Raw genomic sequence first — 19,974 nt, forward strand, 5'->3', positions numbered from 1 at the left:
ATATCACGCGAGATGTGCACCATACATACATTGTGCATTATGCATATCAGCTGTACGGTGCACATGCCTTGCGCGCACGAAACGCGGAGGGCCCCACCGACAAGGAGCGCTGTCAGTCATGGAAGCAAGCAAGCCCGAAGCCGCGGGCTCCGGGCGCATCGTCGCCGTCCTCGCGTTCGGCGGCATCGTGGCCTCGATCATGCAGACGCTGGTCGTGCCCCTGCTCGGCGAACTGCCCACGATCCTCGACACCTCCGCGTCGAACGCGACCTGGGTGGCCACCGTCACCCTGCTCGCCGCCGCCGTGGCCACGCCCATCATGGGCCGCCTCGGCGACCTGTACGGCAAGCGGCGGATGCTGCTCGTCTCGACCGTGCCGCTGATCATCGGCTCGGTCGTCGCGGCGCTCTCCACGAACCTGGCGACGATGATCACCGGCCGCGCGCTGCAAGGACTCGGCGTCGGTCTGGTGCCGCTCGGCATCAGCCTGCTGCGCGACCTCGTACCGCCGGAGAAGCTCGGCACCTCGATCGCCCTGATGAGCGCCTCGCTCGGCATCGGCGGCGCGCTCGGCCTGCCGTTCGCCTCCGCCATCGCGGACTACGGCAGCTGGCGGGTGCTGTTCTGGGTGTCGGCCGCGCTCGGCGCCGTGATCGCCGTGCTCTACAAGGTGATCGTGCCGGACACCGAGCAGCGCCGGGAGAGCGTGGGCGGCTTCGACTACGCGGGCGCCGTCGGCCTGGGCGTCGGGCTCGTGGCCCTGCTGCTCGCCGTGTCCAAGGGCGCCGACTGGGGCTGGGGCAGCGGGACGACGCTGGGGCTGTTCGCCGCCGCCGTCGTGGTCCTCGTCGGCTGGGGCGTGTGGGAACTGCGCACCGCCGAGCCGATGGTGGACCTGCGCACCACGGCCCGCCCGCAGGTGCTGCTCACCAACGCGGCGTCGGTCGTCGTCGGCTTCGCGATGTACGCCTCGTCGCTGCTCGTGCCGCAGCTGCTCCAGCTGCCGAAGGCGACCGGCTACGGGCTCGGGCAGTCCATGATGGCGATGGGCCTGTGGATGATGCCGGGCGGCTTGATGATGATGGCCGTCGCGCCGCTGGGCGGAAAGCTCACCGGCAAGCACGGGCCGAAGCTGACGCTGCTGCTCGGCACGCTCGTGATCGCGGCCGGATACGGCGTCTCGGTCTTCCTGATGGGCGCGGCCTGGCAGTTGATGGTCGCGATGTGCGTCATCACGGCCGGTGTCGGACTCGCGTACGGGGCCATGCCCGCGCTCATCATGGGCGGCGTGCCGCAGTCGGAGACCGCGGCGGCCAACAGCTTCAACACCCTGATGCGCTCCATCGGCACCTCCGTCTCGGCGGCCGTGATCGGCGTGGTGCTGGCCCAGATGACCACGAAGCTCGGCCCGGTCACCCTGCCGTCGGAGAACGCGTTCCGCACCGGAATGCTCCTCGGCTGCGGTGTCGCCGTGGTCGCCGCGCTGATCACGCTGACGATCCCGTACCGCAAGGCGCAGGCCGTCACCGCGACCGAGCCGGCGGCACCGGCGGACCTCGCCCCGTCCCCGCGCCCCTGACCCCTCGCCCCCACCCGGCGGCACCGAGCGCCGAAAACCGAGAACCGAAGACCGAGCACCAACGCACCAACGCACCAACGCACCAACGCACCAACAGGGAGCATCACATGAGCACCGACACCAACCGGGCCGTCGTCGTCACCGGAGCCGGTTCCGGCATCGGGCGGGCCGCCGCGCTCGCCTTCGCCGGGCAGGGCGACCGGGTCGTCGTCGCCGATCTGAACGCCGAGGCGGCCGCCGCGGTCGTCGCCGAGATCGAGGGCGCGGGCGGCGGCGCCGTCGCCGTCGTCGGCGACCTGAGCGACCAGAAGGTCGTCGACGAGGTCGTCGCGACGGCGCTGGCGCGGTTCGGCGCGATCGACGTGCTCGTCAACAACGCCGGGATCATGGACTCGATGTCGGCCGTCGCCGATGTCACCGACGCCGAGTGGGAGCGGCTGCTGCGGATCAACCTCACGGCGCCGTTCCTGCTGTCCCGGGCCGTGGTGCCGCACATGCTGGAGGCCGGGCGGGGCGCGATCGTCTTCACGGCGTCGGAGGCCGCGCTGCGCGGCTCGGCCGCCGGTGCCGCCTACACCGCCGCCAAGCACGGCATCGTGGGCCTGACCAAGTCGATCGCCGTGATGTACCGGGGCCGGGGCGTCCGGGCCAACGCCATCGCGCCCGGCGGCACGATCACCAACATCCAGCTGAACGTCGACCCGGAAGCCGCCGGCCCGCAGGCGCTCGGCGCCTACATGGGCAACGTCGGCACCCCGGCCGGGGCCGAGACCCAGGCCGCGGCCATCGTCTTCCTGGCCTCGGACGCGGCGAGCAACATCAGCGGGGCCGTCCTCCCGGTGGACGGCGGCTGGTCGGCCGTCTGACCCCGGGCGCGCTATCCGTCCAGGCCGAGCGTCTTGCGGTGCTCCCGCCAGCGCTCCATCATCGCGGTCAGCTCGACCTGGACGAACTCGAAGAAGGCCAGCGTCTCGGCGAGCCGCCGGCCCGCCGGGGAGTCGGCGCCGATGGTGTCGACTCCCTCGCGCAGGGCGTCCTCCCACCGCTTGAGCACGCTGTCGCGGTTGGTCAGCGCCTCGTACCACTGGTTGTCGTGCACCCGGAACAGATCCCGGCGCGTCCCCGGCTCGCGCTCCCGGGTGACCATGTGCTGCTGCGTCAGATAGCGCACGGCGCCGGAGACGGCGGCCGGGCTCACCCGCAGCCGCTCCCCCAGCTCGGCCGAGGTCAGCGCACCGGAGTCGGAGGCGAGCAGCGCCGCGAAGATCCGCGCGGGCATCCGGGCCATGCCGGCCTCGACCAGCTGCGCCGCGAACCGCTCGACGAAGCGGGCCCGCGCCTGTGCGGCAGCCTCTGCCGTGTCCATGTCCCGATCATCTCCCCTGTCCGGCGTGTCCCGTTCCGCACCCCCGAGTTTATACACTTCCTTAACTTCACAAGTTTGTGAAGTGCGCGTAACTTCGGAAGCATGACGAAGGCCATCACCGTCTCCGGACTGCACAAGTCGTTCGGCAGGACCCGCGCCCTCGACGGACTCGACCTGGACGTCGAGGCCGGCGAGGTGCACGGCTTCCTCGGGCCGAACGGGGCGGGGAAGTCGACCACTCTCCGCGTCCTGCTCGGCCTGCTGCGCGCCGACTCCGGAGCCGTGCAGCTGCTCGGCCGCGATCCCTGGGCCGACGCCGTGGAACTGCACCGCAAGATCGCGTACGTCCCCGGTGACGTGACCCTGTGGCGCAACCTCAGCGGCGGTGAAGTCATCGATCTGTACGGGCGGTTGCGCGGCGGGCTCGACACCAAGCGCCGGGCCGAGCTCATCGAGCGGTTCGAGCTCGACCCCACCAAGAAGGGCCGCACGTACTCCAAGGGCAACCGGCAGAAGGTCGCGCTCGTCGCCGCCTTCGCCGCGGCCGGTGCCGACCTGCTCGTCCTCGACGAGCCCACCTCCGGGCTCGACCCGCTGATGGAGGAGGTCTTCCAGTCGTGCGTGGCGGAGGCCGTCCGCGAGCACGGCCGGACCGTGCTGCTGTCGTCCCACATCCTCAGCGAGGTCGAGGAGTTGTGCGACCGGGTCTCCATCATCAGGAACGGGCGGACCGTCGAGAGCGGCACCCTCGCCGAGCTGCGGCACCTGACCCGGACCAGCATCACCGCCGAACTGGCGGGCCCGCCGCCCGAGTTGGCCTCCCTCCCGGGGGTCCACGATCTCGACGTGCAGGGCCGCCGGGTCAGGCTCCAGGTCGACACCGACCGGCTGGACGCCGTACTGCGCTCGCTCACCGGGGCAGGCGTCCGGTCGCTGACCAGCACGCCGCCGACCCTGGAGGAGCTGTTCCTGCGCCACTACCAGGAGGCCGCGCGATGACCGCGGTGGCGGGCACCGGGACGCTGCTGAGGCTCGCGCTGCGCCGCGACCGGCTGATGCTCCCGCTGTGGGTCTACGTCGTCGGGCTCACCGTGATCTCGATGCCGAGAACGCTGAACGGCCTGTACGGCACGGCCGACGAGCGGGCCGGGGTGCTGACCACGATGCGGGCCAACGGCTCGCTGCGCGCCCTGTACGGCCCGGCGCTCGACGACTCGCTGGGCGGGCTGACCGTCTGGCGGGTCGGCGCGTACGCGGGGCTCTTCGCGGCGGCGATGAGCCTGCTGATCGTCGTACGGCACACCCGCGACGAGGAGGAGAGCGGGCGCCAGGAGATGGTGTCCGCCGCCGCGGTGGGCCGCCGGGCGCCGCTCACCTCGGCGCTGCTCGCGGCGCTCGTCGCCAACGCGGCGGTGGCGGCACTCATCACGATCGGCATGGCGCTGACCGCAGGACCGGGGTTCGCGGGCGCGCTCGCGCTCGGCCTCGCGACCGGTGGCGCCGGGATGGTGTTCGCGACGCTCGCCGCGATCGTCGCCCAGTTCACCGAGAGCGCCCGGCTCGCGCGGGGGCTGAGCGCGGGCCTGCTGGGCGCCGCGTTCGTGCTGCGGGCGGCCGGGGACGCGGGACGGGCCGACGGCTCCTCCGTGCTGACCTGGCTCTCCCCCATCGGCTGGCTGGAGAACACCCGCGCCTACGCCGGTGAACGCTGGTGGGTGCTGCTGCTCTTCGCCACGGCCGTGGTCGCCCAGGGCGCGGTGGCGTACGTGCTGGCCGGGCGGCGCGACATCGGCATGAGTTTCTGGCCGTCGCGCCCGGGGCCCGCCCGGGGGCGCCTCGGCTCGGCGGGCGCGCTGGCCCGGCGGCTGCATCGCGGAAGCCTCCTCGGCTGGTCCCTCTCCTTCCTCGCGGCGGGCGCGGTGCTCGGCGGGGTGACCACCGGGGCGACGGATCTGGTCGGCGACAACGCGCACACCCGCGAGATCATCGAGCGGATGGGCGGGCGGTCCGGGCTCACCGACGCGTTCCTCGCCGGGATGACCGGCCTGCTCGGCATGGTCGCCGCGCTCTACGTCGTCCAGGCCGTCCTGCGGATGCACGCCGAGGAGACCTCCCAGCGCGCCGAGCCGGTGCTGTCCGGCGCGGTGGCCCGGCTGCGCTGGGCCGCGGGCCATCTGACCGTCGCGTTCGCCGGGGCCGTCCTCGTCATGCTGTGCGGCGGGCTCGGTCTGGCGGCCGGATACGGACACGACCTCGGCCCGGTCCTCGGCGCCTGCCTGGTCCAGCTCCCCGCGATCTGGACGCTCGGCGCGGTGGCGGTGCTCCTGTACGGCCTCGCGCCGCGGGCCGCCGTCGGCGGCGGCTGGGGTGTGGCGGGCGCGGCGCTGCTGCTCGGCTGGCTAGGCCCGGCGCTCGATCTGCCGCGGACGGTGCTGGACCTGTCCCCCTTCGGACACCTGCCGAAGCTGCCGGGCGGGGAGATGGCGTGGCCGCCGGTGCTGGTGCTGACCGTGCTCGCCGCGGCGCTGGTCGCGGCGGGGCTCGCCGGGCTGCGACGCCGCGACCTGGCCGGCTGAGCCGCACGAACCGGGCCGCGGGTGCCCGGCCGCACGAACCCGGCCGCGGGAACCCGGAAGAAAGGATTCAGCGTCCGTTACGGGCATGGGTCAACGCACACAGGCCACCGCCGGCTGCCTCTCCGCGCTCGCCGGGCTGGGCCTCGGGCTCGCCGTGTGGCTGGAGCTGACCGAGGGGCGCGTCCACCGCTTCGAGACGGGCCCGGACTGGCGGCTGGTCTCGCTCGCGCTGCCCGCCTGTCTCCTCGGGGGCATCGCCGTCGGCACGCTCGGCGGGCTGCTGCTGCACCGGCTGCTCGGGCCTCGCCTCAGATCTCGACGGCAAGGCCCGCCAGACCCCGGATGACGAAGTTGGGCCTGCGCTCCGGTTCGGCGGCGAGCCGCAGCGTGGGCGCCTGGGTGAGCAACGCCCGCATGGACGCGGCGAGTTCGAGCCGGGCCAGCGGCGCGCCGATGCAGTAGTGGATGCCCGCCGAGAAGGAGATGTGCGGGTTGTCGGCGCGCGTCAGGTCCAGGCGGGCCGGGTCGGCGAAGACGGCCGGGTCGTGGTTGGCCGAACCGAAGAGGAGGGCCACCTCCGAGCCGCGCGGGACGGTGGTGCCCGCGATCTCGATGTCCTCCAGGACCCAGCGCTCGAAGAGCTGGAGCGGGGTGTCGTAGCGCATCAGCTCCTCGATCGCGGACGGCACGAGGGAGTGGTCGGCGCGCAGGGCGGCGAGCTGGTCGGGGTGGCGGAAGAGGGCCGCCCAGCCGTTCACCGTCGAGTTGACCGTGGCCTCGTGGCCCGCGTTCAGGAGCAGCACGCAGGTCGAGATCATCTCCTGCTCGGTGAGCCGGTCGCCGTCGTCGTGGGCGGCGATCAGCCCGGAGACGAGGTCGTCGCCCGGATCCTTGCGCCGCTGGGCAATCAACTCCCGCAGATACTTGGTGAATTCGACCGAGGCCGTCACCGCCGCCCGGGCGACCTCCTCCGGCGGGTTCAGCTCGTACATCCCGCAGATCGCCGCCGACCAGGGGCGCAGCGGGGCGCGGTCGGCCTCGGGCACGCCGAGCATCTCGGCGATGACCGCGACGGGGAGGGGTTCGGCGACCCGGGCGAGCAGATCGCCGCCGCCGTCCGCGACGAGCCCGGCCACCAGATCGGAGGCCAGCTTCTCCACGTACGGCTGGAGCCGCTGCACCGTGCGCGGGGTGAACGCCTTCGAGACCAGGCGGCGGATGCGGGTGTGGTCCGGCGGCTCCAGGTCGAGCATGCCGTGGTCGTTGAGGGTGTGGAACGGCTCGTGCTCCGGCGGCGGGGGCGTCCGCCCGAACTCGTCGTGTTCGTAACGGTGTCGGTAGGTGCGGCCGAGGCGGCGGTCCCGCAGCAGCGCCGAGACGTCGGCGTGGTGCGGGATCAGGTATTGGTTCGTCGGCGCGTACCGGTGCACGCGTCCGGCCTCGCGCAGCGCCGCGTACGCCGGGTACGGGTCGGCCAGGAAGGCCGGGGACCAGGGGTCGAAGGGGGCGGTGTCGTTCATGGCGTGACGTTAGTGCCCGCGGTCGGGGTGCGGGTAGGGCGTCTTCGTCTGGCGGGTTTCCGTGGGTGGGCGGGTGCGGGTCGGGTGTGGCTGGTCGCGCAGTTCCCCGCGCCCCTGAGATGCGCACTTCGTGCGGCATCTCATCAGGGGCGCGGGGAACTGCGCGAGAAGAGGCCACCGAGCGTCCACGCGCTGCTGCGGCACACGGCGGTCAGTTCACGCGGGTGAAGTGCTCGTCGCCCTTCTTGTCCATCCGGTAGGCGACCAGTTCGTCGCCGTCCCGGTAGAAGCGGTAGGCGGCCCGCGGTGGGGTGCAGCCGGACTCGGCTGCGACGGCGGGGGCCACGGAGATCTCCCCCGGACCGCTGCCGAACGCCGGGTCGAGGGTCATCAGGACCGCCGACCAGGTGCAGCCCTCGGACGCGCGGGTACCGGTGACGACGGGCTCGCCGACCCGGCCCGCACGGATCCGCAGGGTCCCCTCGTGGCCGCGCCAGGTGCCGGTGAGGGCCGCGGGAACCGGCCGTGAGAGCGGGGTCGCCCGGTCGATCTGGACGAAACTCTCCTCGCTCTGCTGCCACATGACCTCGGTGCCCGAGTGCGTGAGCGTGACGTGATCCGGGAAACAGGTGGACGGTTCGCCCGCGCCGGACTCGGTCTTCTTCACCCGCGCTTCACCGACGGTGATCTGGTCCCTCTTCCGGGAGGTCACCTCGGCCTCGCCGGTGCACAGCAGGTTCGCGCGGCCGGAGAAGAAGGACACCTTGTCGCCGCGTACGGCACCCGCCGGGATGTCGATGCGCATCATGAACAGCGCCTCGCTCTCGTCGAGCGTCGAGGTCCACCCGCCCGCGAAGTCGTCGTCGGACGCCGCGACGCTGCGCAACTCACCGGCGCTCGCGGACGGGTTCGGGGGATCTTCGGTGACCGCCCGCACGAGCTGCGGCGTCACGAGGGCCATCGCGCCGAGCGCCAGCGCGGCGACGGTCAGGGTGAGCGGGCGGACGCGCCGGCTGCGGTCGGAGTGCACGGAGGTCTCCTGGGAGGCTGGCGGTTCGGGGCGGTCGGTGGTGACCGTCCGCGTGTCCATGACCTCCGGTGCGGGTCCCGCGGTTCCCAGGCGGCGCGGCGATGTGGGCACGGACCGCTCCGCCGTCAGATCGAGCCGGTCCAGGAGCGCGGGCGGCAGCCAGCCGCCCGGCGGCGCGTGCCGGGTCAGATCCACGACGTCGTCGACGCTCGGCCGGTCGGCCGGGTCCTTGGCGAGGCAGCCTCGTACGAGATCACTGAGCGCCTCGGGCACGTCGTCCAGCTTCGGGGCCTCGTAGGCGACCTGGAACAGGACCGCGTGCGCCCCGGCCCCATCGGCGTCGAACGGCGAATGCCCGGTCGCCGCGAACGCGAGCACGCAGCCCAGCGCGAACACGTCGCTGGCGGCGGAGACCGGTTCCCCGCGCACCTGCTCGGGCGACATGAACTCGGGCGAGCCGAGCAGCGTCCCGGTCGGGGTGTGCAAGGAGTCGGCGGCGGCACCCGCCGCGTAGGCGATCCCGAAGTCGATGACGCGGGGGCCGTCCGTGGTGAGCAGCACGTTCGACGGCTTGAGGTCGCGGTGGACGAGACCGGCGCCGTGGATGGCCCGCAGCGCGAGGCCCATCCGGTTGGCGAGGGTGTGCGCGGAGGCTGACGGGAGCGGGCCGAAGTCGCCGCGCACGACGGCGTGCAGGGTGGGCCCGGGAACGTACGCCGTGGCAACCCACGGCGTCGCGGCCTCGGTGTCCGCGTCGAGGACGGCTGCCGTCCACCGGCCGTCCACGCGCTGCGCGACCCGCACCTCGCGCGCGAACCGCTTCCGGAAGTCGTCCAGTTCGGCCAGCTGGGGCCTGACGACCTTGACGGCCACCGTGTCCCCCGTGGCGGACCTGGCGAGGAACACCCGGCCCATGCCGCCCACTCCCAGCCTGCCCAGCAGCCGGTACGGGCCTATGTGGGACGGGTCGTCGGGGTCCAGTGGCTGCATGGCCGGGATTTTCGCACAACCGAAAGCGAACGTGTGGCGGTGCCGGTCCGTCAACCGGGCGTCACCAGCCGGGCCTCGTACGCGAAGACGGCCGCCTGGGTGCGGTCGCGCAGGCCCAGTTTCACCAGGATGCGGCTGACGTGGGTCTTGATCGTCGACTCGGCGACGACGAGCCGCTCGGCGATCTCCGCGTTCGACAGGCCCTGCGCGATGAGGACGAGGACCTCGGTCTCGCGGTCGGTGAGTTCGCCGTACGCGCCCGGGTTCTGCGCCGCCGGGAGCCTCGGGGTGTCGGACAGCTTGGAGAACTCGGTGATCAGGCGGCGGGTCACGCTCGGCGCGAGCAGCGCCTCGCCGGCCGCCACCACCCTTACGCCGTCGGCGAGTTGGCGCGCGGAGGCGTCCTTGAGGAGGAACCCGGAGGCGCCGGCGCGCAGTGCCTCGTACACGTACTCGTCGAGGTCGAAGGTGGTCAGGACGAGCACCTTCGTCGCCGTCGCGGCGGCGGCGATCTCGCGGGTCGCGTCGATGCCGTTCATCTCGGGCATGCGGATGTCCATCAGGACGACGTCGGGGTTCAGGTCGCGGACGCGGGCGACCGCCTCGACGCCGTTGACGGCCTCGCCGACGACCTCGATGTCGGGCATCGCGCCCAGCAGCACCGAGAACCCCTCGCGGACCATCATCTGGTCGTCGGCGATCAGTACCTTGATCATGCGTCGGCCTCCGGCGCGGTGGCGACGGGCACGAAGACCGTGACCTCGTAGCCGCCGTCCTCCGTCCCGCCCGCCGTCATCACGCCGCTGAGCATGGAGACCCGTTCGCGCATGCCGGTGATGCCGTGTCCGGCGCCGGGGGACGGCTTGACCAGGCCGGTGGGCGGGCCGTTGACGACGCGCAGGCCGAGCCCGCCGAGCACGTAGCCGATGTCGACGGCGGCCTCGGCGCCGGGCGCGTGGCGCAGGGTGTTGCTCAGCGCCTCCTGCACGATCCGGTACGCGGACAGCTCGACGCCGGGCGGCAGGTCGCGGACCGCGCCGGTGACGGTCTTGGTGACGGTCAGGCCCGCCTCCCGCACGTTCTCCAGGAGCCGGTCGAGGTCGGCGAGCGTGGGCTGCGGCGCGTCCGGCGCCGTCGGGTACGCGGCGGAGTCCACCCGTACGACGCCCAGGACCCGGCGCAGTTCGGTGAGGGCCGCCACCGCGTTCTCCCGGATCGTGGCGAAGGCCTGCTCCAGCTCGGGCGGCGGGTTCTCGACGCGGTAGGGGGCCGCCTCCGCCTGGATCGCCACCACCGACATGTGGTGGGCGACGACGTCGTGCAGTTCGCGGGCGATGGTCGTGCGCTCCTCCAGCAGGGTGCGCTTGTCGCGCTCGACGGCGGTGACCGTGCGCTCGGCGACGACCTGGCGTCTGGTGGTGCGGTTGGCCTGGATCAGCACGACGAGGGCGAGCACGATGCCGGAGAGCAGGGCCATCGGCGCCGCGTCGCTGTCGTACCAGCCGCCGAGCGCCTCCCCGGCAAGCACCCCGTACACCCCGCTGAGCACCCACATCCAGGCCGCCGTACGGGGGCGGGTGCGGGCGGCGACGATCGCCATCACCACCGTGTGCGCCATGATGCTGCCGCTCGCCCACGGGTAGAGGTCGCCGCTCTCGATCGCGAGGACCGGGGCGGCGGCGAGCGAGACCCACCAGGCGAGCACCGGGCGCACCAGGGTCAGGGCCACGGGCACGGCCGCGATCGACCCCAGCACCAGCGAGCCGTACTCCCCGACGGCGGCCGTCGCGCCGACCGCCGCGCTGAGCAGCGCCAGGCACACGACGACGATGTGCGGCAGGATGTCCAGCTCACGCCGTATCTGCTCGGGGAAGAGCTGGGCGAGCGGGCCGTCCGTCGCCAGGCGCGGGAGCGGGCGGTAGGCCCGTACGTCCCGGAAGAGGTCCGCGCGCAGGCCGCGCAGCGCCGACTGCACGAAGCTGAACTCGGGGCTGCGCTCTCGGGGGCCCGTGGTGGGGGTCGTCTCGGTCATGCCACGACGGTACGGCTCCCTTATGGCCCCGGTCGTCCCCAGGGAGACGGGTCCCGCGGGTCCGCCCTGAGTACTAGGCCTGTCCCTCGGCTGACGGCCGGTGGGGCTTCTCGCGCACCCGGCGATCAACAGGCCAGCTGCTCGATCTCCTCCGCGACCACCGCGCACGCGTCGGCCGCCGGATCGATCAGCGGAAAGTGACCGACCTCCTCCAGGAACGTGACCCCCACGACCTCCCCCGCCCGCGCCGCCGCATCGGCATACGCCTCCGCGAGAGCGACCGGCACCGTGGTGTCCGTACGCCCCTGGACGAGCGTGGTGGCGATGCCCGTGGGGAGCAGGAGAGAAGGATCGGCGCAGGGGCGGCGCGCCTCGAACAACCCGGGCTCACCGCCCAGCAGTTGCCCGGCGGCACCCCCGCACACCCCCAGCTCCTCGGCGAGGGCGAGATCCGCGATCGGGGCGAGCGCGACGACCCCGCGCAGGGCCGCCGGGGCCTCGGTGTGCCAGGGCGCGTCCTCGGGCAGCACGTGCCGCGCGGCCGCCCACAGCGCGAGTTGCCCGCCCGCGGAGTGCCCGACGGCGACGACGCGCCGGGCGTCCGCCGTCGGCAGATGCTCGGCGGCCAGCGCGGGCAGCGCGTCGAAGGCGGCGGCCACGTCGTCGAACGTCTCCGGCCAGCGCCCCGCCACCGGACCGCCCGCACCCTGGTGCGGCAGCGAACTGCCGCGCCGGTACTCGACGTTGGCCACGGCGAACCCGCGCCGCGCGAGGAAGTCGCACAGCGGGCTCAGATGCGTCCGGTCGTACGGTGCCCGCCACGCGCCGCCGTGCAGGACGACGACCAGCGGGGCCGGGCCGGAGGCGTCCCGCGGCGCGTAGAAGTCGACGACCTGATCCGGGTGATCGCCGTACGCGGCAGTGACGTCCGGGGGGACGGCGGGGTGCGAGAAGGCCGATGTCTCCTCGGCCTTCTCGCGAGCGACGGCTTCGTCCGGCATGCTCCGACCTCTCAGCGCACAGGGGGACCAGCAGTGAACCCACGCGGTCCTGCGGGGTAAGCGGACGCTACCAGGGAGTTCACCCCCGCCGACACGCACAGTCACCAAAAAAATCCGAATAAACGGTCCTGCGGTTCCGTTACTCTTCGGGTATGAGCAGTGAACCCGAACCCGGCACCCTCCGCCCGGGCGGCCGCACCGCCCGGGTCCGTGCCGCGGTGCTCGCCGCGGCGGGCGACGTCCTGGCGGAGCAGGGCTTCGCCGAGCTGGACCTCGCCGACATCGCGCGCCGCGCGGAGGTCGGCAAGACCACCGTCTACCGGCGCTGGTCCTCCCCCACCGGCCTCGTCACGGACCTGCTGGCCGAGATGGCCGAGGAGTCGCTGCCGCGCACGGCGACCGGCTCGCTGCGCGGCGACCTGGCCGCGAACGCCCGGCTGGTGCAGCGGACCCTGACCGACCCCCGGCAGGGCCCCCTGTTCCGCGCGGTGATCGCCGCGGCGACCTGCGACGAGCGGACCGCGCAGGCCCTGGGCCAGTTCTACGAGGTACGGGTCTCCGAGTGGGCGCCCGCCGTCCAGGAGGCCGTGGAGCGCGGCGAGTTGCCTGCGGGGACGGACGCCGCCGAGGTGGTCCGGGCGGTGTCCGCGCCGCTCTACTACCGGATGCTGACGACCGGCGCCGCGCCCACCGAGGCGGACGCGGACCGGGCCGTCGCCGCCGCGGTCGCCGCGGCCGAGGCCGGGGTGTACGTCAGCTGAGCTCGCCGGCCAGCACCCGCGCCGCCCGCTCCACCTCGGCGAACCCCAGATACAGCGGGGTGAACCCGAAGCGCAGCACGTCCGGTGCCCGGAAGTCGCCGACGACACCGGCCGCGATCAGCCGCCCCATGACCTCCCCGGCGTCCGCGCAGCGCAGCGCGACCTGGCTGCCCCGCTCGGCGTGGGCGGCCGGGGTGACGACCCCGACCCGGCCCTCGGGCACGTAACTCCCCACGCACTCCAGGAAGAAGTCGGTCAGCGCGAGGGACTTGGCGCGCACCGCGGCGACCGAGACGTCCGGCCGCGACCACACGTCGAGGGCCGCATCCAGGGCGAGCATCGACAGGATGTCCGGGGTGCCGACCCGGCCGCGCACCGCGCCGTCGGCGGGCTCGTACGCGCTGCGCATCCCGAACGGCTCGGCGTGCGAGTTCCAGCCGGGCAGCGGCGAGTCGAACCGGTCCTGGTGCTCGGCGCGCACGTACAGGTAGGCGGGCGAACCCGGGCCGCCGTTGAGGAACTTGTACGTGCAGCCGACCGCCAGGTCCACGCCGTGCTCGTCGAGCCCGACCTCCAGCGCGCCCGCGCTGTGGCACAGGTCCCAGACGGAGACGGCACCGGCCGCGCGGACCGCCGCCGTCAGCGCGGGCAGGTCGTGCAGGCGCCCGGTGCGGTAGTCGACCTGGTTGAGCAGCACCGCGGCCGTGCGCGGGCCGAGCGCGCCCGGCACCGCGCCCGGGTCCACGGCCCGTACCGTGCACCCGGTCATCCGGGCCGCCGACTCGGCGATGTACCCGTCCGTCGGGAACGTCGCGGCGTCCACCAGGATCTCGTCGCGCCCCTCGGGGGCGAGGCGCACCGCGCCCACCAGCGCCTTGAACACGTTGACGCTGGTGGAGTCGCCGACCACGACCTGCCCGGCGGCGGCGCCCAGCAGCGGGGCGATGCGGTCGCCGATCCGCTCCGGCGCCGTCCACCAGCCCGACTCGGTCCACGAGCGGATGCGCAGCTCGCCCCACTGGCGGCGCACGACGTCCTCGACCGCGCCCGGCACGTTCACCGGCAGCGCGCCCAGCGAGTTCCCGTCCAGGTACACCACGTCGTCCAGGACGAACTCCGCGCGGACGGAAGCCAGTTCGTCGGCGGCGTCCAGTTCGAGCGCGCGCTCTCGCAGATCAGACATGGGACCTCGCCGTCCACAGCTCGGGAAAGACATTGCCTCGTGCGCGCTTCTCCAGCCACGCGACTCCGGCGGAGCCGCCGGTGCCGGTCTTGGCGCCCATCGCGCGCCGGGTCGCCACCAGATGGTCGTTGCGCCAGCGCCACACCAGCTCGGCGACATCGCTCAACGCCTCGCCGAGCCGCGCGAGTTCGGCGCTCTCGTCACCCGCGTACAGGGCCGTCCACACCGCCTCGACCTCCGGCGACGGCTCGTAGCGGCGGGAGACGTCACGGTCCAGGACGGCGCGCGGCACGTCGTGGCCGCGCCGGGCGAGCAGCCGCAGCACCTCGTCGTACAGACTCGGCTCGTGCAGCGCCTTGTCCAGCTCGGCGTGGACGCGCGGGGCGCCGCGGTGCGGGACCAGCATCGACGCCGACTTGTCGCCGAGCAGGAACTCCATGCGCCGGTACATCGCCGACTGGAAGCCGGAGCCCTCGCCGAGCGCCGACCGGTAGGAGTTGAACTGGCCGGGGGTGAGCTGGGCGAGCGGCCGCCACGAGGCGTTCAGCGCCTCCAGCTCCCGTACGGACCGCTTGAGCGCGGCGATCGCGGTGGGCACGTCGTCGTCGGCGAGGGCCCGGCTCGCGGTCTCCCACTCGTGCACGATGACGGTGAACCACAACTCCATGACCTGGGTCGTCACGAGGAAGACCATCTCGCCGGGATCGTCCGAGCGCAGGGTCTGGAGGTGGGTGAGCACGTCGGCCTGGACGTAGTCCTCGTAGGGCGTGGTGCCCGCGAAGTCGAGATGCGGCATCGCTTCCGCGTCGTGGGACATCGCTGTCTCCTGTTGCGTACTACGGGTAGCGGTCCGCCCTGCCGTTACCGGCACGGGGCCCCGGTCCCCACCTCGCATCCTTCACAATCGTGCCCCGAAACAGCAAGGCCCGCCTGATCACAGGCGGGCCTCACGAGGGAGCGAGTACTAGCCGAGGGTCTGCGCGGCGGTCGCCGAGGAGTCCTTCAGGAACTGCGTGCAGCGCTCGTACTCCTCCTGCTCGCCGATGGCACCGGCGGCGCGGGCCAGGGCGTGCAGGGCGCGCAGGAAGCCGCGGTTGGGCTCGTGCTCCCACGGCACGGGCCCGTGGCCCTTCCAGCCGGCCCGGCGCAGGGAGTCCAGGCCGCGGTGGTAGCCGGTGCGGGCGTACGCGTACGACTCCACGACGCTGCCGCGCTCGAAGGCCGCGTCGGCGAGCTGCGCCCAGGCGAGCGAGGAGGTCGGGTACTTCGCCGCGACGTCCGCCGGGGCGGTGCCGCCCGCCAGCAGCTCGCGGGGCTCCGGGTCGTCGGGCAGGTGGGTCGGGGGCGGTCCCCCGAGCAGGTTCTCGTGAAGGCTCATGGGTTCCAGTCTGCGTCATCCGGGCGAACGGTCGCGACGGCCCTCACGAGCGCCTCGATCCCGGCCTCCGCCTTGCTCCGGGGGCAGCCCAGGTTCAGCCGCACGAATCCCGGATCGCCGTAGGTGCCGCCCGGCATGATCGCCACCCGTTCCCGCTCGACGAGGACCCGCTGGAGCTCCTCGTCCGCCGTGATGCCGAGCGGCCGCAGATCGATCCAGGCGAGATAGCCGGCCTCGGGGACCCGCCAGCCCAGCTCGGGGAAGGCCTCCTTGAGCCGGTCCTCCAGGAGCCGCAGATTGCCGTACGTGTACGCGCGCAGCTGGTCCAGCCAGGCGCCGCCCTCGCGGTAGGCGGCGATGTGCGCGGTCAGCGCGAGCACGGCCGGTGACTCCAGGCCCTCGTCGTGGCCCATCCGCCGGACGAACTCGGCGTGGTCGGCCGGGTCGCCGACGAAGCCGTAGCTGCCGGTGAGCGCGGGGAAGTTGAACGACTTGCTGCCGGAGGTGACGAGCGCCCAGCGCAGCCCGTCGCCGTACGCCGTGAACGGCCGGTGGACGTGGCCGTCGTGGGTGAGGTCGGAGTGGATCTCGTCGCTGATGACAGCGATGTCATGGGTCCGCGCGAGTCCGGCGATCCGGCGCAGCTCGGCGTCGGTCCACACGTGTCCGGTCGGGTTGTGCGGCGAGCACAGGAAGAGGGCGCGGGCGTCCGGGCGGGCCAGCTCCCGCTCCAGGGCGTCCCAGTCGTCGACGCCGACGGTGCGCAGCTCGCGGCCGAGCCCCGTGACGCACTTGCGGAACCCGTCGTAGGTCGGGGTGTGCGCGACGACGGCGTCGCCCGGGACCGTCCACATGCGCAGCAGCTGCGCGATCTGGTTGAGCACCGAGGGCGCGTACACGAGCTGGTCGACGTCCACCTCGGTCGCGTACCGGTCGCGGTACCAGTCGCGTATCGCGCCGCGGAACTCTTCGTTGTGCCAGTCCGAGTAGCCGAACACGCCGTGCCCGATGCGCGCGGTGAGCGCGTCGAGCACCTCCGGAGGGGACCGGAAGTCCATGTCGGAGATGGTGAACGGGAGCAGGTCCGGCACGGGGAACCGGTCCGTGATGCCGTCCCACTGCACGCACCAGGTGCCGCGCCGGTCGACGACGGTGTCGAAGTCGTAGGTCACTCAGGATCTCCAGACACGGCGCGGGCCCGGCCCCCCGAGAGGAAGCCGGGCCCGCACCCGAACACGAGCGGTTACTTGATGCGGGTGCCCGTGGAACGCAGGCTCTCGCAGGCCTCGACGATGCGGGCGGTCATGCCGGACTCGGCCTTCTTGCCCCACACGCGCGGGTCGTACGTCTTCTTGTTGCCGACCTCGCCGTCGACCTTCAGGACGCCGTCGTAGTTCTCGAACATGTGACCGGCGATGGGCCGGGTGAAGGCGTACTGGGTGTCGGTGTCGAGGTTCATCTTCACGACGCCGTTCTCCAGCGCGGTGCGGATCTCCTCCAGCGTGGAGCCCGAGCCGCCGTGGAAGACGAAGTCGAACGGCTTGGAGCCGGCCGGCTTGCCGTACTTCTCGGCGATGCCCGCGTTCAGGTCGGCGAGCAGGTCGGGGCGGAGCACGACGTTGCCCGGCTTGTACACGCCGTGCACGTTGCCGAACGAGGCGGCCAGCAGGTAGCGGCCCTTCTCGCCCAGGCCCAGCGCCTCGACCGTACGGACCGCGTCGTCGACCGTGGTGTAGAGGTTGTCGTTGATCTCGTGCGAGACGCCGTCCTCCTCACCGCCGGTCGGGGTGATCTCGATCTCCAGGATGATGTGCGCGGCCTTGGCCTTGGCGAGCAGCTCCTGGGCGATCTCCAGGTTGTCGGCGAGGGTCTCGGCCGAGCCGTCCCACATGTGCGACTGGAACAGCGGCAGGCCGCCGGCCTCGACGCGCTTGGCGGAGATGTCGAGCAGCGGGCGCACGTACCCGTCCAGCTTGCCCTTGGGGCAGTGGTCGGTGTGCAGCGCGATCTTGTTGCCGTAGCGCTCGGCGGCCACGTGGGCGAACTCGGCGAGCGCCTGCGCGCCGACGACCATGTCCTTCACGCCCTGGCCCGACAGGTACTCGGCACCACCGGTGGAGATCTGGATGATGCCGTCGGACTCGGCCTCGGCGAAGCCCTGCAGCGCCGCGTTCAGCGTCTGCGTCGAGGAGACGTTGATGGCCGGGTAGGCGAACTTCCCCGCCTTGGCCCGGTCGAGCATCTCGTTGTACTGATCCGGGGTTGCGATGGGCATCTGCCGTCTCCTCGTGAAGCGCGATTGCGGGTTGAGGTTGTTCTGGTGTCCTGACCGGTGGTCCGACCTCACCAAGCACCATGGGGTGACATCATCGTCGGCCCCATCTTTCCAGACTTGTGCGAATGCTCCAGTCCGGGCTAGTCGAGGCCCAGCTCGTCCTTGGAGAAGGCGAAGAGGTACGGGACCCCGGCGCCCTCGGTGATCTTCTCGGCGGCGCCGGTGGCGCGGTCGACGATGGTGGCGACGCCGACGACCTCGGCCCCGGCCTCCCGCACCGCCTGGACGGCCTCCAGCGGGGAGCCGCCGGTCGTGGAGGTGTCCTCGACGACGAGCACGCGGCGGCCCTTGATGTCGGGGCCCTCGACGCGGCGCTGCATGCCGTGCGCCTTGGCGGCCTTGCGGACCACGAAGGCGTCCAGCCGCTCACCGCGCGCGGCGGACGCGTGCAGCATCGCGCCGGCGACGGGGTCGGCGCCCATCGTCAGCCCGCCGACCGCGTCGAACTCCAGGTCCTTCGTCAGGTCGAGCAGGACCTGCCCGACGAGCGGGGCGGCCTCGCCGTCGAGGGTGACGCGGCGCAGGTCGACGTAGTAGTCGGCCTCCAGCCCGGAGGAGAGCGTCACCTTGCCGTGCACCACGGCCTTGTCCTTGATCTGCTGGAGCAGGGCGTCCCGCACGTCGTTCGTCGTCATGCCTATGAGCTTAAAGGCGCCGCCAGGTCCAGGTGGTGCTGGCCTCCAGCGGCTCCACGGGGGTGACGAGGCGCGGGGCGGTGTTGAGCCCGTTCGGCGGACCGGTCTGCGGCTCGACGCACACGGCGGCGTCCTGCTCGTCGTAGACGACGACCCACGGCTCACGGCTGGTGACGTTCACGGCGAACTCACCGGGCCAGGTCAGGGTCACGTCCACCCCGTCGGGCATCCCGAAACAGTCGTCCCACGGCTGCGGCTGTACGTCGATGCGCTCGCCGGTGGGCAGGTGGTCGGCGCCCCGCTGCTCCTGCCAGGCGGCGTCGAAGGCGATCTCGACAGCGCTCTCGCCCAGCTTCCGGTTGAACCAGGGGTGCCAGCCCACCTGTGCCGGGAACGAGTCGCCGTACGTCTCGATGCCGAGCGTCAGCGTCAGCGCGTCCTCGGTGAGGGCGACGACCTGGGTGACCCGGCCGGGGTACGGCCACGGGTCGGTCAGGTCGTACGTGAACACGGCCTCGGTCGCCGACGCCCGCGCCGTGGTCCACTCGGCGTCCCGGGCGAAGCCGTGGATGGCGTGCGGCGGGGAGTTCAGCGGCATCTGGTGGACGTGGCCGCCGTCCATGAACCGGCCGTCCGCGATCCGGCCGCACCAGGGCACCATCGGGAAGCAGCCGTAGCGCTCGCCCTGCCGGAGCAGTTCGGTCCCGGCGATCTTCAGACTGCTGATGCGGCAGCCGTTGCCCGGCGCCACGGTCACTTCCGCGTCGCCCGCGGTCAGCGTCGTTTCCTGTGTCGTCACGACCACTGACCCTATGCGGGGCGGGGGCCGGAGCGCTCAGCGGCGCCTGCGCAGCGCCCGGCCGACGACGATCGCGGAGGCGACGGCGAGGGCGGCGGCCGGTGCCGCCCAGCGCAGGGTGGCGCTCGCCGTGGCGCCTGCCGGGGCGGGCACGGGGGCGTAGCGGCCGCGCGGCGGGGCGTGGTCGACCTCCTCCGCGCTGCGGCCGATCATCGTGCGGCGGGCGTGGGCGGCGGCCGGCTCGGGGGGCAGGTCCGTCTCGGGGTCGAGGGACGAGGGCGGCACCTCGGTCTCGTGGACGGACGGCTCCGGCGCGTCCTCGGGCTCCGGGTCGCCGCCGGGTTCCCGGGCGGCCGCCCCGAGGTTCTCCGCGAAACGGTTCAGCAGGCGCTGGGCCGCCGATTCCACCGCGTCGCCGGGGAGTTCGGCGACGCGGCCGTCGCCGGTCGCGGTGCCGGTGAAGGTGAGGGTGGTGCCGCCTTCGGTGGCGGCGGCGCGGGCGGTCAGGGTGAAGGTGACGGCGCCGGTGCCGCGGGCCTCGACGGCGTCGCCGCTCACCGCGAGGGTGCCGTCGGGGGTGCGGTCCACCGTGACGGTGCCGCGGTACGTGATGGTGTGCCCGCCGATCCGGACCTTCAGGCGGCCGCCGTCGCCGGACGCGTCGCGCTGGAACCCGGGCAGGGCCCGGGCCACCCGAAGGGGGTCGCCGAGCACCGCCCTGACGGACTCCGCCGGAACCGGAACGAACACCTCATGCTCCATGGCAGCCGAGCCTATCGACTCCGTCCC

General features: G+C 72.9%; 20 protein-coding genes. 6 read left to right on the plus strand and 14 right to left on the minus strand.

What is annotated here, in order from left to right:
• Positions 1-118: 118 nt before the first annotated feature.
• Positions 119-1,579 carry an MFS transporter gene (locus ABII15_RS18020; protein ID WP_353943347.1) on the plus strand — a complete coding sequence of 487 codons (1,461 nt, stop codon included), beginning with the start codon at positions 119-121 and terminating at the stop codon, positions 1,577-1,579.
• 107 nt (positions 1,580-1,686) lie between these two features.
• Entirely contained in the window at positions 1,687-2,445 is a 759-nt protein-coding gene (locus ABII15_RS18025) for an SDR family NAD(P)-dependent oxidoreductase (protein WP_353943348.1), read from the plus strand.
• An 11-nt stretch (positions 2,446-2,456) separates the two neighbouring features.
• On the opposite strand, the gene ABII15_RS18030 is transcribed toward ABII15_RS18025, so the two are convergent.
• Positions 2,457-2,945, minus strand: coding sequence for a MarR family transcriptional regulator (locus tag ABII15_RS18030; protein WP_353943349.1), 489 nt, complete (start codon positions 2,943-2,945; stop codon positions 2,457-2,459).
• Between the two features lie 102 nt (positions 2,946-3,047).
• Between ABII15_RS18030 and ABII15_RS18035 the strand changes: the two genes are divergently transcribed.
• The 3 genes from ABII15_RS18035 to ABII15_RS18045 all read left to right on the plus strand — a co-directional run bounded on the left by ABII15_RS18035 (position 3,048) and on the right by ABII15_RS18045 (position 5,867).
• Entirely contained in the window at positions 3,048-3,944 is an 897-nt protein-coding gene (locus ABII15_RS18035) for an ABC transporter ATP-binding protein (protein ID WP_353943350.1), read from the plus strand.
• Positions 3,941-5,521 (plus strand): ABC transporter permease, encoded by a 1,581-nt coding sequence (locus ABII15_RS18040; RefSeq protein WP_353943351.1) that lies wholly within the window; start codon positions 3,941-3,943, stop codon positions 5,519-5,521. Before ABII15_RS18035 ends, ABII15_RS18040 begins: the two co-directional genes overlap by 4 nt.
• Positions 5,522-5,606: 85 nt before the next feature.
• Positions 5,607-5,867 (plus strand): hypothetical protein, encoded by a 261-nt coding sequence (locus ABII15_RS18045; protein WP_353943352.1) that lies wholly within the window; start codon positions 5,607-5,609, stop codon positions 5,865-5,867.
• Here the strand turns inward: ABII15_RS18045 and ABII15_RS18050 are convergent.
• From ABII15_RS18050 to ABII15_RS18070, 5 genes are all read right to left on the minus strand, one after another.
• On the minus strand, positions 5,830-7,041 hold the full coding sequence (locus ABII15_RS18050) for a cytochrome P450 (protein WP_353943353.1): 1,212 nt from the start codon (positions 7,039-7,041) through the stop codon (positions 5,830-5,832). The genes ABII15_RS18045 and ABII15_RS18050 overlap by 38 nt on opposite strands.
• A gap of 211 nt (positions 7,042-7,252) precedes the next feature.
• Complete coding sequence (locus ABII15_RS18055; protein ID WP_353943354.1) at positions 7,253-9,061, minus strand: serine/threonine-protein kinase; 1,809 nt, start codon at positions 9,059-9,061, stop codon at positions 7,253-7,255.
• A gap of 50 nt (positions 9,062-9,111) precedes the next feature.
• Positions 9,112-9,777 (minus strand): response regulator transcription factor, encoded by a 666-nt coding sequence (locus ABII15_RS18060; protein WP_353943355.1) that lies wholly within the window; start codon positions 9,775-9,777, stop codon positions 9,112-9,114.
• Positions 9,774-11,093, minus strand: coding sequence for a histidine kinase (locus ABII15_RS18065; RefSeq protein WP_353943356.1), 1,320 nt, complete (start codon positions 11,091-11,093; stop codon positions 9,774-9,776). The genes ABII15_RS18060 and ABII15_RS18065 overlap by 4 nt, the downstream gene beginning before the upstream one ends.
• 125 nt (positions 11,094-11,218) lie before the next feature.
• Positions 11,219-12,094 (minus strand): alpha/beta hydrolase, encoded by an 876-nt coding sequence (locus tag ABII15_RS18070; RefSeq protein WP_353943357.1) that lies wholly within the window; start codon positions 12,092-12,094, stop codon positions 11,219-11,221.
• A gap of 152 nt (positions 12,095-12,246) precedes the next feature.
• On the opposite strand from ABII15_RS18070, the gene ABII15_RS18075 reads away from it, so the two are divergent.
• The gene (locus ABII15_RS18075; RefSeq protein WP_353943358.1) at positions 12,247-12,855 is read left to right on the plus strand and encodes a TetR/AcrR family transcriptional regulator; all 609 of its coding nucleotides are present in this window, start codon (positions 12,247-12,249) and stop codon (positions 12,853-12,855) included.
• On the opposite strand, the gene kynU is transcribed toward ABII15_RS18075, so the two are convergent.
• The 8 genes from kynU to ABII15_RS18115 form a co-directional block, all read right to left on the minus strand.
• Positions 12,848-14,038, minus strand: a complete 1,191-nt coding sequence (gene kynU / locus ABII15_RS18080) for a kynureninase (RefSeq protein ID WP_353943359.1) — start codon at positions 14,036-14,038, stop codon at positions 12,848-12,850. The genes ABII15_RS18075 and kynU overlap by 8 nt on opposite strands.
• Positions 14,031-14,855, minus strand: a complete 825-nt coding sequence (locus tag ABII15_RS18085) for a tryptophan 2,3-dioxygenase family protein (protein WP_353943360.1) — start codon at positions 14,853-14,855, stop codon at positions 14,031-14,033. The genes kynU and ABII15_RS18085 overlap by 8 nt, the downstream gene beginning before the upstream one ends.
• Before the next feature lie 147 nt (positions 14,856-15,002).
• Positions 15,003-15,416: a DUF3151 domain-containing protein gene (locus ABII15_RS18090; RefSeq protein ID WP_351458908.1), complete on the minus strand. Its 414-nt coding sequence runs from the start codon at positions 15,414-15,416 to the stop codon at positions 15,003-15,005.
• Positions 15,413-16,588 carry an aminotransferase class I/II-fold pyridoxal phosphate-dependent enzyme gene (locus ABII15_RS18095; RefSeq protein WP_353943361.1) on the minus strand — a complete coding sequence of 392 codons (1,176 nt, stop codon included), beginning with the start codon at positions 16,586-16,588 and terminating at the stop codon, positions 15,413-15,415. The genes ABII15_RS18090 and ABII15_RS18095 overlap by 4 nt, the downstream gene beginning before the upstream one ends.
• Before the next feature lie 71 nt (positions 16,589-16,659).
• Entirely contained in the window at positions 16,660-17,691 is a 1,032-nt protein-coding gene (fbaA, locus tag ABII15_RS18100; RefSeq protein ID WP_353943362.1) for a class II fructose-bisphosphate aldolase, read from the minus strand.
• 140 nt (positions 17,692-17,831) lie between these two features.
• The gene (gene pyrE, locus ABII15_RS18105; RefSeq protein WP_018529249.1) at positions 17,832-18,386 is read right to left on the minus strand and encodes an orotate phosphoribosyltransferase; all 555 of its coding nucleotides are present in this window, start codon (positions 18,384-18,386) and stop codon (positions 17,832-17,834) included.
• 10 nt (positions 18,387-18,396) lie between these two features.
• Positions 18,397-19,185, minus strand: coding sequence for an aldose 1-epimerase (locus tag ABII15_RS18110; RefSeq protein WP_353943363.1), 789 nt, complete (start codon positions 19,183-19,185; stop codon positions 18,397-18,399).
• A 36-nt stretch (positions 19,186-19,221) separates the two neighbouring features.
• Complete coding sequence (locus ABII15_RS18115) at positions 19,222-19,947, minus strand: SRPBCC domain-containing protein (RefSeq protein ID WP_353943364.1); 726 nt, start codon at positions 19,945-19,947, stop codon at positions 19,222-19,224.
• Between the last annotated feature and the right edge of the window lie 27 nt (positions 19,948-19,974).

It is taken from the genome of Streptomyces sp. HUAS MG91 (assembly GCF_040529335.1).
Classification (GTDB): Bacteria; Actinomycetota; Actinomycetes; order Streptomycetales; family Streptomycetaceae; genus Streptomyces; species Streptomyces tabacisoli.